We start from the raw sequence: 12,320 nt of genomic DNA, 5'->3' as shown, positions 1-12,320 counted from the left end.
AAGACTACGAGGTAGATAGGCTGCAGGTGTACGCACGGTGACGTGTTGAGCTGGGCAGTACTAATCGGTCGAGGGCTTGACCTTGTGAAGCGGTTCTCATTCAGTCTATTCCCCTTTATTCAGTTTTCAAGCTGTATTTTTGCAGAAGGAGCCGGGCGAAAGTCCGGCGGGCTGCGAAGCAGTTTGTTTAGGCACCATTAGCTCAGTTGGTAGAGCAACTGACTCTTAATCAGTGGGTCCCGGGTTCGAGTCCCTGATGGTGCACCAAAAGCGATTGTAGAGTGAGTTGACGGGGACATTTTTCGTATTTTGCAAAGCAAAATCAAAGTCCTTGAGACTTTGAGGAAAATGTCAGAATCAATTGCTCTGCAATTGATTTGGCCCGTTGGTCAAGCGGTTAAGACACCGGCCTCTCACGCCGGTAACGGGGGTTCGATTCCCCCACGGGTCACCAGGAATAATGACGGCGAAAGTCGTTCATTATATACAGACAGATGCCGTGCTTTGCGAAAGCAAAGACAAAGTCCGATGGACTTTGAGGCAGATGTCAAGGCCACTTGCAGAGCAATTGGCGAAGTCGGTGTTGATGGCGCGTAGGATCCACCCGTTCCCATCCCGAACACGGAAGTTAAGCTACGCAGCGCTGAAGATACTTGGCGGGAAGCTGCCTGGGAAAATAGGGCGATGCCGACACAAATATTCCTCCTTAGCTCAGTTGGTAGAGCATGCGGCTGTTAACCGCAGGGTCGCCCGTTCGAGCCGGGCAGGGGGAGCCAGAAGGGCCTTTAGCTCAGTTGGTTAGAGCAGCCGGCTCATAACCGGTCGGTCCGGGGTTCGAGTCCCTGAAGGCCCACCAATGTGACCATTTAGGGGTATAGCTCAGTTGGTAGAGCAGTGGTCTCCAAAACCACGTGCCGAGGGTTCAAGTCCTTCTGCCCCTGCCACGTATGCTGCTATGGCTCAGTCGGCAGAGCGCGTCCTTGGTAAGGACGAGGTCGGCGGTTCGAATCCGCCTAGCAGCTCCAAACAAGAGTTCCACAGATTACGTCGATTGTGTAATCTGTGGAATTCTTGTTTTTTATTAGTAATTAGATTGCGAAAACACATGTATGAAAAATGAAGAAAAGATAACAGCGTTGTTATATTTAAAATTGAAGGGCAGAAAATCAATTTGCATTTTTGCATGGAAATAAGAGAAAGGATATTTAGTCAATTTGATGTCCACAATAAGGACAAAAATGCTTTTTATCTTTGTGGTCTTCTTGGCTTTTCTTTTCTTGCTCAATTTGTTCCATAAAACCAGAAGAAATAATTCCAGTTGGGACTGCTACCAATCCGATTCCCAAAACGGCAATAATAGCGCTCAGAATTTTGCCAGCAACGGTAATTGGATATATATCCCCATAGCCGACGGTTGTAAGTGTAGCGACTGCCCACCACAATCCAGAAAAAGCATTATTAAAGACTTCTGGTTGAGCCGAGTTTTCGACATTATACATAATCACGGAAGCAATTACCATCAGCAAGAAGACGACAAACATAGAGGAAAAAAGTTGGCTGGCCTTGCGCTTGAAAACTTCTCCAATTTTAGAAAGTGCATTGGTATATCGATTGACTTTGAATAGGCGAAGAAGGCGAATAACGCGAAGCATTCTCAGTACTCGCAAATCGACAGGAATGACAAAGGGAATATAGAATGGCAGGATAGCCAATAAATCAATGATTGCCATAAAGGAAAAGATGTATTTTAAGCGAGATACTACCGGCCCGGCATTTGGATAGAGCAAATCTGCGGTCCAAACGCGCAATATATATTCACAGGTAAAAATAATGACTGAGACGGTTTCAATCTGTGAAAATATTGTCCGCAGACTATTCGAAATTGTAAACGTCTCTACTATAACGATAATTACATTTACTATAATTAAGAAAATGATTGATAAGTCAAAGGCTTTGCTGAGTCGATCTCCGTCCTCTGCCGTTTGAATGATTTTAAACAGTTGTTTTTTTATATGTTTCATATATGACACCTGCCAATTATAGTTAACACTATAATAGCACTTTATGACATAGTAAGCCAGCCGACAAATCTTTAAACTAAAGATTTCGATGAGTGATGAGGAGGATTTCTAAAGGCCGTGTTTGGGCAGCTTCCCTTTTTTAAATGAATATATTATAATAGATAAAATAGTCGAAAAAGGGGAAGTGACGATGAAACACGCGTATTGGAAGGCCCTCCTGGCGGCCCTGGTCTGCCTCACCCTCTTGGCGGGCTGCAAAAAGGCAGAGGCAGTGGGGCCCACTGCCGGCGCCACCTTTGTGGAGAGCGCCGCTCTCTTCTCCGACGAAGAGGAGGGGACCCTTTCCCCAAAAGCCATTGCCGCCCAGGAGGAGAAGGAAGCAGCCGAGAAGGCCGCCCAGGAGACCGGCGGTTCCGGCGAAGAGGGGGAGGAGGGCTCTGGCGAGGGCAGCCAGTCCCGCCAAACGGTGCGGGTCACTGTGCCCGAGGGCAGCACCTTCATGCAGATCGCCAATACCCTTGAGAAAAAGGGGGTCTGCACAGCGGCAGATTTCTATAGCACCGCCCAGAATTACACCGTCAAATCCTTCACTGTCCCCGCCACCTCTAACCGCGCCTTTAAGATGGAGGGCTATCTCTTCCCTGATACCTACGAGTTTTACCAGGGGGAGGACGCCGAGTCGGTTTTGCGCAAGATGCTCAACAACTACGCCGCCAAGTCGGGAATGCCCTCTGAAAAGACCCTGATCCTGGCCTCCATCATCGAGCGGGAGACCCGCAGCACCGAGCACATGAAGATGGTCTCCTCGGTCTTTCACAACCGGCTGGCCGCCGGGATGCGGCTGGACTCCGACCCCACCCGGGAGTATGTCAACAACTACATCACCGGCAACTCCCTGGTGGCAAATCAGAGCAAGTTCGCCCCCCTCTACAACACCTATAAGTGCAAGGGGCTACCTGCCGGCCCCATCTGCAACCCTGGCGCCCGGGCCATTGCCGCCGCCCAGAACCCCAGTTCCAGCGAGTACCTCTATTTCTTCTTTGGAAACGACAACCAAAACCACTATTCCAAAACACTGGAGGAGCACGAGGCCCAGATGGAGCAGTACGGGGTGCAAAAATAGCGGCTGTTTTCCAGCTCCCTACCTGGTTTGATGAAAGATCGGCAGGGGGAAGAGGGGATTTGGGGCCTCCCGGTTGGACGCTGCCCTGCGCTGGGAGCGCCAAAAAAGGACGCACAGAAGGGCGGTATCTTCCCCGTTTGCTCTTTGCTATTGCTGAAGGGGCCTGTACAGGCCCCTTCGGTGCGGGTTCGGCAGCCTGTCTTTTCCCGCAGGGAGGGGAGGCCTCCATCGGCTGGATTTCCAAAGGGGCGAGTTGCCGTCCCCCTAAGCGCTTTCCCCAAATCTGTTCTCGTTGCAGGCGAGAGGGCCTTTGCACAGACCCCTGTCGACCTGGTGGAAGCGCCGTAAGACCATACAGAAAGGGCGGGGCTTTTGCCGGCTTGTACCCCGCTGCAATTCATCCGTGAACGCAGTCTCCCATCCAGTTGGCCCCTCCACAGAGGCTCTTTTCTTCAGGTCCTATTGGGCTGTCTCCTAAGCCGGCCGCGCCCTCAAATGAGAAGGGAATGCGCATTTCATTTTGCTTTGGAAATACGCGGGGCTCGCGACCGCTGCAACAGCCCTTCGGGGAAGGGGCCTTTGGGGCGATTTTTCAGTTGTCAAATCCCGGCCAATCCGATATGATGGGGAAAGGCGGAAAAGGGGGAGGCCCCCGCCGCCCGATTTTACAGCGCGAAAGGGGTGAGGGCCGTGAAGTGGCTCTCCCATTTAAAGACGGTCAACCACCACAAAAAACTGGTGCGCCAGTACTGCTTCAAGGTGGGGCTCTACCGGCAGGGCCTGCTGCACGACCTCTCCAAATACAGCCCCGCCGAGTTTTGGGTGGGGGCCCGCTACTTTCAGGGCAACCGCAGCCCCAACGACGCTGAGCGGCAGGATCGGGGGTACAGTTCGGCCTGGCTGCACCACAAAGGCCGCAACAAGCACCACCTGGAGTACTGGATCGACTACTCCCCTGAGGGCGATCACGCCCTGGCGGGGATGAAGATGCCGGTGCGGTATGTGGTGGAGATGTTCTGCGACCGCATCGCCGCCAGCCGCACCTACCGCAAAGAGGCCTATGTGGACCGAGACCCCTGGGACTACTACCAGCGCTCCAAGCCCCACTACATCCTCCACCCTGAGACCCGGGCCCTGCTGGAAGACCTGCTTTGCCGGCTGAAGGACGAGGGGGAGGAAGCGGTCTTTTCCTACATCCGGCGGGAGGTGCTGCCCGCTGCCCGGCAGCGGGACGAGGGGCGAGGGAGAGGGAAAGACGGCGGCAAAAAGAAGGGCGAAATTTGACAACAAAATGGCCCAGGCCGTATAATGGGAGTACTTTGAAGAGAAGAGAAATGCCCCCTTCGCGCAGGGGGACGGGAAGTGATGAGTTGAGCGCTCCGCTCAAAAAAGCATATCATCTCTTTGACAAGACGCTGGGCAACGCCGGCGTTTTTCGCGTGGCCTTTTTGGCCGCCACCATCTTCTACTACGTCAACTTCTACGACCGCATCTTCAACGCCGTCAACCTGGTTCTGGGCGTCTGGGCCATCTGCGTCTTTGTCAATGTGGTGCTCATCAAGCGCCTCTACTTTCAGATGCGCCACTGGTTTACCTTTGGGCTGTTCATGCTGGCCTCACTGCTCTCGGTGCTCCTCAACTGGCGGGACAACCTGCTCTTCAACTTTTTCACCCTGGGGTATTCCGCCCTCTACTTTGTGGTCTTTTTCGGCTGCACCAGCTTAATGGACTTTCACAAGGCCCAGCGGGAACTGCGCATCCTCCTAAAGATCATCGTGCTGCTGGTGACTGCCATCACCCTGGCGGGGGCCCTCTTTGTCACCTACCGGCTCAGCATCACCATCGACGGCTACCACTTCGGCTTTTTTGAGGGGCGCTTTTACGGCATCTTCACCAACCCCAACTACGCCGGTTTCCTCAACGCCCTGAGCATCGTCTGCGCCCAGATGCTCCTGACCATCGACCACCGCCGCAAGCAGAAGATGCGGAAGGTGGCCAAGGCCTTCCTCTGGCTCTCCATCCCCGTCAACCTGGTCTCCCTCTGGTTTACCGACAGCAACGCCGCCCTGGTGCTGCTGGGGGGCTATGGGGTGATGCTGGCCTGCGGGCTGCGCATCAGCTACCTCAAGGAGATCAACTGGAAGACCGTGGGCCGCCAGTCTGTCTTTTTCCTGCTGGCCGCCGTGCTCATCTGCGGGGGCATCTTCCTCACCCGCACCGCGGTACAGGACGGGACGGCCGACGCCATCATGTACACCGTGACCGAGAACGAGGAGCTGCTCAACGAGGTCAGCGTGCAGGACACCGACGACTGGGTGGTGGTGCTGGGCGGCAGCGAGCGCCCCCTGGGCAGCGGGCGGGACGTGCTGGTCAAGCAGGGGCTGGAAATCTTTACCCACAAGCCCCTCTTCGGGGTGGGCCCGGCCAACATCGAGACGGCGGGGGACCGCTACCTGGAGGACGGGCTGCGCTTTCCCGACCTGCACAACGCCTACCTGACCATCCTGGTGGGCACCGGGGTGGTGGGCTTTGTCTGCTGCTGCACCTTTTTTGTCAGCTACCTCTGGTCCATCCTCAACGGGGTGTTCAACCGCAAATACCGCAAGTTTGACCGGGGGGTGCTGCCCTACGTCATGGCCTTTATCCTCAGTTACGGCATCTACGCCTTTGCCGAAAAGGCCCTGGTCTTTCACATCGACTTCACCACCGCCATCTTCTGGATGTTCATGGGCTATGCGGGCAACATGCTCATCCACCTGGAGAAGAAGTACTCCGCCTTTGTCAAGCGGGGGAAGCCGACGGTGGCTATCTCCGGCGTCTCCCGGGAGCGGGCGCAGGACCTGCTGGAGAAGAGCCCCATCTTCGCCGGGGCGGGGGCCAAGGTGGCCTTTTTGCTCCAGCGCCCCTCCCGCGGGGAAAAGCCCGCCCAGAGCGGCGAGCGGGAGTACCGCTTCACCTACGTCCTCCCCTACCAGCACAGCTGGCGCGACCGGGTCTACCGGGCCCTCTCCCTCCTCTTCCCGCGGCTGGCCCTGCGCCACTACATCCCCGACTACGACTGGAACCTGGTGCTGGACAAACTCTACTACACCGGCGAAAATCCGGCCTTGCAGAGCCTGTTTCTCTACAACCGCCGCCACAATGACGACTTTGAGATGGTCCACCTCTCTGGCTTTGAGCCGCCCCACCAGATGCCGGCCCCCGGCCGCCCCACCCGCGCCCTGGCGCGGATCACCGGGGTGCCCCTCTACACCGACCACTCGGTCCCCCCCTCGCAGGAACTCTAGCTGCCCGCGCTCCGGCCCACCGGCCCGGGGCGCTTTTTTTGCCCCCGCATTCGCGCCGGTGCGATTTGTTTTTTGCCGGGAATTCAGATACAATAGAAAAAGCAACGATCCAAAAGGGAGGGATGAACGGTGACCTTTGCCGAGCGGCTGATCGCCTATGAGGACAGTTTGAACGACACTGACGACGCCATTGCCGACTACCTGCGGCAGCACCGGGGGGAGCTGGAGCGCCTCTCCATCCAAAAGCTGGCCGCGGTCCTCTACACCGTCCCCAACACCCTGGTCCGCTTTGCCAAAAAGCTGCACTACACCGGCTTTGCCGAACTCAAGGTGGCCCTGCGGGCGGAGTACGACGCCCCGGCCGGCAGGGTGGAGGTGCCCATCAACATCCAAAAGACGCTGGAGATGCTCGACGAGGGCCAGCTGGCCGCGGTGGCGCGGCGGCTGAAGCGGGCGCGGCGGGTCTATTTTTACGGCATCGGCAACACCAACCCCTTTTGCGAGACCATGGCCCACTACCTCAAGTGCACCGGGAAGACGGCCGAGTCCTTTGACTACCGGCACGACATGTACTACAGTGCCGACCACGCCGAGCCGGGGGACCTGGCCTTTGTCATCAGCGTGTCGGGGGAGACTGACCAGCTGATCAAAGCGGTGCAGATGGCCAAGGCGCGGGGGGCCTACTGCGTGAGCCTGACCTCCCTCTGCCGCAACACCCTGGCGCAGATGGCGGACTGCCGCCTCTACTGCTACACCCAGAAGATGGAGATCGAGGGCTACGAGGTGTCCGACCGGGTGCCGGTGATGCTGGTTTTGCGCAAGCTGGCGGAGCAGTACTGGGCCCTGTTCGACCTGCCTATCGGCCCGCCGGTGAAATAATACACATCTGGCGCAAAAATAGAAAATGTTTTGTATATAAATGAGAGGATCGAATGGCCTCTCTTTTTTTTTGTGCTATCCTAAAGCTGTCAAACAGAGACCGACAAGGAGGGATCGAATGAACTGTGAACTGGTGGTTGCGGGCAACCTGTCGCTGGACGACGTCTCCCTGCCCGACGGCAGCCGGCAGGAAAATGTCATTGGGGGCGACGCCCTCTACGGGGCGCTGGGGGCCCGCCTCTGGTGCCCCGGGGTGGGGATGCTCTCCCGCCGGGCCGGCGACTTCTCCCCCGAGAGCTTACAGCGGTGCCGGGAGGCGGGCATCGACCTGGCGGGCGTCCCCCTCTTTCCGGGGGCCAGCCTGCACAGCCTGGCCGTCTATCGGGCCGACGGCGGGCGGCAGTTCACCGAGCTGTCGCCCCCGGGCACCCGGGAGGCCATGTCGCCCCGGGCGGAGGACATCCCCCCCGCCTACCGGCGCTGCCGGGCGGCCTTCCTCTCCGCCCTGCCCATCGACAACCAGCGGGAGCTGGCCGAGGCATTCCACCGCGCGGGGGCCCTGGTCCTGCTGGACCCCTACGAGGGGGACGCCAGCGGGCGGCGGGAGGCGGTGAGGGACGCCCTGCGCTGGGTGGACGTCTTTCTCCCCAGCGAGGAGGAGGCGGTGCGGCTGCTGGGCCCCCTGGAGGGGGAACGGGACTTTGAGGGGGCGGCGCGGACCTTTGCCTCCTGGGGGCCGGGCGCGGTGGTCATCAAGCGGGGGGCAGAGGGGTGCCTGCTCTACGAGCGGGCGGAGGATCGGTTTGTGCGGCTGCCCTGCCGCCCCACCCGCGCGGTGGACACCACCGGCGCGGGCGACACCTTCGGCGGGGGGCTGGCAGCGGGTCTTCTGCGCACCGGGAAGTTGGTGGAAGCCGCCTGCTGCGGGACGATCTCCGCCTCCTACGCAGTGGAGAGCTTTGGCCCCCAGGGGCTGTTCGAGGCCGAGAGGAGCGCCGCCGAGGGGCGGCTGGAAGCCTATTTAAAAGAGAAGAGGAGTGGTGAAGACAGTGGCAACGGGAATTGACATCATGCGGGAGGAATTGGCGCTGACGCCGGAGGTCATCCGAAAGGGGGTGACCGACTTTGAGGCGGCCATCCGGGAGAAGGCCCACCTCCTTCCCGAGAGCGGGATCAAGAAGATCTACGCGGTGGGGTGCGGGGACTCCCTCTTTGCCGCCCAGGCGGCCCGCTACACCTTTTTGGACCTGACCGGGGTGGACTGCGTGGCCTGCGAGGCGCTGGAGTTCTGCCGCTACGAGGCGGACTATCTGCCGGAGGGGTCGCTGGTGCTGGTCATCAGCTATTCGGGGACGGTGGCGCGGACGGTGGAGTCGGCCCTGATCGCCAAGAAGAGGGGGGCGGCGGTCATCGCCGTCACCGGCAATCCCGACAGCCCCCTGGCAAGGGCGGCGGAGGGGGCCCTGTGCTACCAGGTGGTCTCCCTGGGGTACGCCCCCGGCACCATCTCCTTTACGGCGGCCCTGCTGATGCTGCAGCTCTGCGCCCTGCAGATCGGGCTGCGCACCGGGCACCTGGGCGAGGAGGACGCCCAGCGGGAGCGGGCCTGGCTGCTGCGGGCCGCCGACACGGTGGAGGAGGCCCTGGCCGAAAACGAGCAGGGGGTGCGGGAAATCTGCGCCGGCTGCGCCGACGCCGAGCAGTTCACCGTCTTGGGGGCCGGGCCCAACCAGTCGATGGCCCACTTCGGCGCCGCCAAACTGGTGGAGGGCAAGCGGATCGACGGCATCCCCCAGGACCTGGAGGAGTGGGCCCACCTCAAATTCTTCGTGAGCGGGCCGGACACCTCCATCCTGATCTGCGCCCCCCAGGGCGGCGGGTACAGCCGGGCGGTGGAGCTGATCCGGGAGATGAATTTTATCGGCGCCAACAGCATCCTCTTTACAGAGAGGGGCCTGGACAGGGCGGAGGCCAGCCACCGAATCACCTACGCCCCCGGCCTGCCCGAGCGGTACACCCCCCTGGTCATCAGCGCCCTGCTGGGCTTCTTCGGCTACCACATCTGCAAGGTGAGCGGGGTCGAGAGCTGCGATTTCGCCAGCGATGAGGCCAAGGAGGAGCACTACAACACGCTGCACAACAGCGCCTATCGGGAGGACCTGCAAAAATGAGCATTTTGAACCAGTTGAGAGAGGGCTGTTTCACCATCGGCGTCCTGCACGTCCCCCCCTTTCCCACCAGCGTGCTGGGGGGAGAGCGGAGCCTGGAGGAGATCGTCGCGCACTGCGTGAAAAACGCCCGGGTGCTGGAGGAGAGCGGCTTTTCCTCCGTTCTCCTGCAAAACGTGGGGGATGAGCCGGTGGGCCGCGCCGCCTCGCCGGACACGGTGGCCAACATGGCCATTGTGGCGCGGGAGGTCAAGAAGGCCCTCTCCATCCCCCTGGGGGTGACCCTGCTGGACCACGACGGGAGGGCCCCCATCGCCATCGCCAAAGCCGCCGGCGCCGACTACGTGCGCATCAAGGTGTTTTGCGGCCTCATGGTGAAGATGACCGGCATGTTGGAGGGGCTCTACTACGACGCCGTCCGCTACCGGCGGGAGATCGGCGCCGGGGAGGTGGACATTCTCGCCGACGTCTTTGACAGGGAGGGGTACCCCCTGGGGGACACCGATTTGGGGGAGATGGCCCGCTTTGCGGTGCAGAGCTGCAAGGCCGACGGGCTGATCCTCACCGGCAAGGACCGGCGGGGCACCGAGGAGATGCTGGAGACCGCCGGCCGGGCGACGGAGGCCCCCCTGCTCATCGGCGGCGGGGTGGACGCCCAAAACGCCGGGCAGCTCAAGGGGCGGGCGCAGGGCTTTATCATCGGCAGCTGTCTCAAAACCCCCGGCGGCCCCTACGCCGACTTGTCGCCCCGCGCCTGCAGAGAGGTGGCGGAGGCGTTCGCCAAACAGTGATGAGAGCCGGCGGCCAGCCGGTGCAGAGAGGAGAATGGTACCGTGAAGAAAAAGAAGATGCTGTCGATTTTGCTGGTGGCTGTGCTGGGCCTTTCGGCCTTTGCGACGGGCTGTGGAAAGGGGGACGCGGGGGAGGAGAAGAAACCGCTCAAGGCAGCCTACCTCTGCGACCGGCTGGGCGACAAGGCCTTCAACGACATCGCCTGGGAGGGGTTCCAGAAGGCGTCGCAGGACTTTGGGCTGGAGATCAAGGTGGTGGAGTACGGGACGGACAAATCCAAGTTTGACCCCTCGGTCATCGACGCGGCGGAGAACAACGACATCGTGGCCTTTTCGGGCAACGAGTTCATGGAGATCGTGGAGAAGCACTACCAGGAGTTCCCGGACACCAAGTTCATCGGCGTCGACATCCCCCCCGACTACCAGGTGGAGATGCCCAACGTCTTCGCCGTCTACTACGCCCAGAACGAGGGGGACTACCTGGCGGGTGTCCTGGCCCAGAAGATGAGCAAGACCGGCATCGTGGGCTTTTTGGGCGGCGCAGAGGTGATCGTCATCAACGACTTCCTGGTGGGCTTTGTCGAGGGCAGCAAGCGGGCCGACCCCAACGGCAGGATCGCCATCTCCTATGTGGGCGACTTTGTCAACGCCACCAAGGCCAAGGAGATGGGGCTGCTGATGATCCAGCAGAAGGCCGACATCCTGCACCAGGTGGCGGGGGCCGCCGGGCTGGGGATGTTTGAGGCCTGCCAGGAGAAGGGGGCCCTGGGCATCGGCGTGGACGCGGACCAGCGGGCCTTCTTCCTGGACAGCAAGCCCGAGATCGCCGACGTCATCATCACCTCCATGCTCAAGCGAAACGACATCGCCATGTACAATATGCTCAAGGGCACGGTGGAGGGGACCCTCGCCTACGGCACCCTGGAGACCATGGGGGTCAAAGAGGGGGTCACCGCCCTGGTGGAGGACGACTACTACAAAGAGATGGTCCCCCAGGAGGTGCGGGATTACCTGGAGGAGATCAAGGGTGAGATTGTCGAGAAGAAAATCAAGGTGAGCAGCTATTTCGGCATGGAGCAGAGCGAGTTTGTAAAGATCCGCGACTCGGTGCGGCTGTAAAGGGCCGCCAGGGGCCATCGCCACTGCCCCCTCTGTCCTTTCCGGGGCGAGGGGGCAGGCCCCCTGACCAGTTTGCGCGCCGGCCGGTGCAGCCCTTCGCTGTGCCGGCCGGCGCGCATTTGCCCAAAGGGGGGCGGCTGTGCTATACTCACACTGAAGAAAAAAGGATGGAGGGGAAGCGCGATGGGGAGAACGGCGCTCATCACCGGCGGCTCTCGGGGCATCGGCGCCGCCTGCGCCAGGGCCTTTGCCGCCGCCGGGTGGAAGGTGGCCATCAACTACTGCCACAGCCGCGGGGCGGCCGAGGCCCTGGCGGGGGAGCTGGCGGCGGCCGGTGCGGCGGTGCTGGCAGTGGGGGCCGACGTCTCCGACCGCCGTGCGGTGGAGGAGATGTTTGCGCGGGTCGAGCGGGACCTGGGCCCGGTGGCGGCCCTGGTCAACAACGCCGCCATCGCCCCCCGCCAGGGCCTCTTCACCGACCTGGACAGCGCGGGTTGGCGGCGGCTCTGCGGGGTGGACCTGGACGGCGCGGTCTACTGCTGCCAGCGGGCCCTGCCGGGGATGATCCGCGCCGGGGGCGGCAGCATCGTCAACCTCTCCTCGGTCTGGGGGGTGCAGGGGGCATCCTGCGAGGTGGCGTATTCTGCCCTCAAGGCGGGGATCATCGGCCTGACCAAGGCCCTGGCCAAAGAGGTGGGGCCCAGCGGGGTGCGGGTCAACTGTGTGGCCCCCGGCGTCATCGACACCGAGATGAACGCCCACCTCGGCCCCGCCGACCGCCGGGAGCTGGCCGAGGCCACCCCTTTGGGCCGGTTGGGTCGGCCGGAAGAGGTGGCCCAGGCGGTCCTCTTTTTGGCGGGGGAGGGGGCTTCCTTCGTCACCGGCCAGGTGCTGGAGGTGGGGGGCGGCTTCCCCGCCTAAAAAGAGGGTGA

General features: G+C 60.8%; 10 protein-coding genes, 6 tRNA genes and 2 rRNA genes. 17 read left to right on the top strand and 1 reads right to left on the bottom strand.

From position 1 onward, the window contains the following. The 8 genes from ACTNAU_RS12265 to ACTNAU_RS12230 all read left to right on the top strand — a co-directional run. Positions 1 to 84: ribosomal RNA gene (locus ACTNAU_RS12265) — 23S ribosomal RNA — on the top strand; the annotation flags it as partial. A gap of 107 nt (positions 85 to 191) precedes the next feature. After that, positions 192 to 267, top strand: a tRNA-Lys gene (locus ACTNAU_RS12260). A gap of 112 nt (positions 268 to 379) precedes the next feature. Continuing rightward, positions 380 to 454, top strand: a tRNA-Glu gene (locus ACTNAU_RS12255). Positions 455 to 576: 122 nt separating this feature from the next. After that, positions 577 to 693: ribosomal RNA gene (gene rrf / locus ACTNAU_RS12250) — 5S ribosomal RNA — on the top strand. Between the two features lie 7 nt (positions 694 to 700). Continuing rightward, a tRNA-Asn gene (locus ACTNAU_RS12245) sits at positions 701 to 776 on the top strand. A 3-nt stretch (positions 777 to 779) separates the two neighbouring features. After that, positions 780 to 856: transfer RNA gene (locus ACTNAU_RS12240), tRNA-Ile, on the top strand. Between the two features lie 12 nt (positions 857 to 868). Next, a tRNA-Trp gene (locus ACTNAU_RS12235) sits at positions 869 to 944 on the top strand. A gap of 5 nt (positions 945 to 949) precedes the next feature. Next, positions 950 to 1,025, top strand: a tRNA-Thr gene (locus ACTNAU_RS12230). A gap of 180 nt (positions 1,026 to 1,205) precedes the next feature. On the opposite strand, the gene ACTNAU_RS12225 is transcribed toward ACTNAU_RS12230, so the two are convergent. Continuing rightward, positions 1,206 to 2,021, bottom strand: a complete 816-nt coding sequence (locus ACTNAU_RS12225) for an ion transporter (RefSeq protein WP_441098581.1) — start codon at positions 2,019 to 2,021, stop codon at positions 1,206 to 1,208. 190 nt (positions 2,022 to 2,211) lie between these two features. On the opposite strand from ACTNAU_RS12225, the gene mltG reads away from it, so the two are divergent. The 9 genes from mltG to ymfI all read left to right on the top strand — a co-directional run bounded on the left by mltG (position 2,212) and on the right by ymfI (position 12,309). Further along, positions 2,212 to 3,144, top strand: a complete 933-nt coding sequence (gene mltG / locus ACTNAU_RS12220; protein ID WP_441098580.1) for an endolytic transglycosylase MltG — start codon at positions 2,212 to 2,214, stop codon at positions 3,142 to 3,144. Positions 3,145 to 3,834: 690 nt separating this feature from the next. Further along, positions 3,835 to 4,428: a DUF5662 family protein gene (locus ACTNAU_RS12215; protein WP_441098579.1), complete on the top strand. Its 594-nt coding sequence runs from the start codon at positions 3,835 to 3,837 to the stop codon at positions 4,426 to 4,428. An 86-nt stretch (positions 4,429 to 4,514) separates the two neighbouring features. After that, entirely contained in the window at positions 4,515 to 6,431 is a 1,917-nt protein-coding gene (locus tag ACTNAU_RS12210; RefSeq protein WP_185916376.1) for an O-antigen ligase family protein, read from the top strand. A 129-nt stretch (positions 6,432 to 6,560) separates the two neighbouring features. Next, positions 6,561 to 7,310 (top strand): MurR/RpiR family transcriptional regulator, encoded by a 750-nt coding sequence (locus ACTNAU_RS12205; RefSeq protein WP_441098578.1) that lies wholly within the window; start codon positions 6,561 to 6,563, stop codon positions 7,308 to 7,310. A 118-nt stretch (positions 7,311 to 7,428) separates the two neighbouring features. Continuing rightward, a complete protein-coding gene (locus ACTNAU_RS12200) occupies positions 7,429 to 8,376 on the top strand; it encodes a carbohydrate kinase family protein (RefSeq protein ID WP_441098577.1) in 948 nt (315 codons plus the stop codon). After that, positions 8,360 to 9,481 (top strand): SIS domain-containing protein, encoded by a 1,122-nt coding sequence (locus tag ACTNAU_RS12195; RefSeq protein WP_441098576.1) that lies wholly within the window; start codon positions 8,360 to 8,362, stop codon positions 9,479 to 9,481. The genes ACTNAU_RS12200 and ACTNAU_RS12195 overlap by 17 nt, the downstream gene beginning before the upstream one ends. Further along, positions 9,478 to 10,269, top strand: coding sequence for a BtpA/SgcQ family protein (locus tag ACTNAU_RS12190; RefSeq protein ID WP_441098575.1), 792 nt, complete (start codon positions 9,478 to 9,480; stop codon positions 10,267 to 10,269). The genes ACTNAU_RS12195 and ACTNAU_RS12190 overlap by 4 nt, the downstream gene beginning before the upstream one ends. A 42-nt stretch (positions 10,270 to 10,311) precedes the next feature. Next, positions 10,312 to 11,388: a BMP family ABC transporter substrate-binding protein gene (locus ACTNAU_RS12185; protein WP_059005540.1), complete on the top strand. Its 1,077-nt coding sequence runs from the start codon at positions 10,312 to 10,314 to the stop codon at positions 11,386 to 11,388. A gap of 183 nt (positions 11,389 to 11,571) precedes the next feature. Continuing rightward, positions 11,572 to 12,309: an elongation factor P 5-aminopentanone reductase gene (gene ymfI, locus ACTNAU_RS12180; protein ID WP_441098574.1), complete on the top strand. Its 738-nt coding sequence runs from the start codon at positions 11,572 to 11,574 to the stop codon at positions 12,307 to 12,309. The last annotated feature ends 11 nt before the right edge of the window (positions 12,310 to 12,320 follow it).

Origin of the sequence: Bittarella sp. HCP28S3_D9 (genome assembly GCF_052065655.1) — a bacterium.
GTDB lineage: Bacteria > Bacillota > Clostridia > Oscillospirales > Ruminococcaceae > Bittarella > Bittarella massiliensis.
Note: the sequence above shows the minus strand (reverse complement) of the source record. Positions and strands in the feature narration are given on the sequence as shown.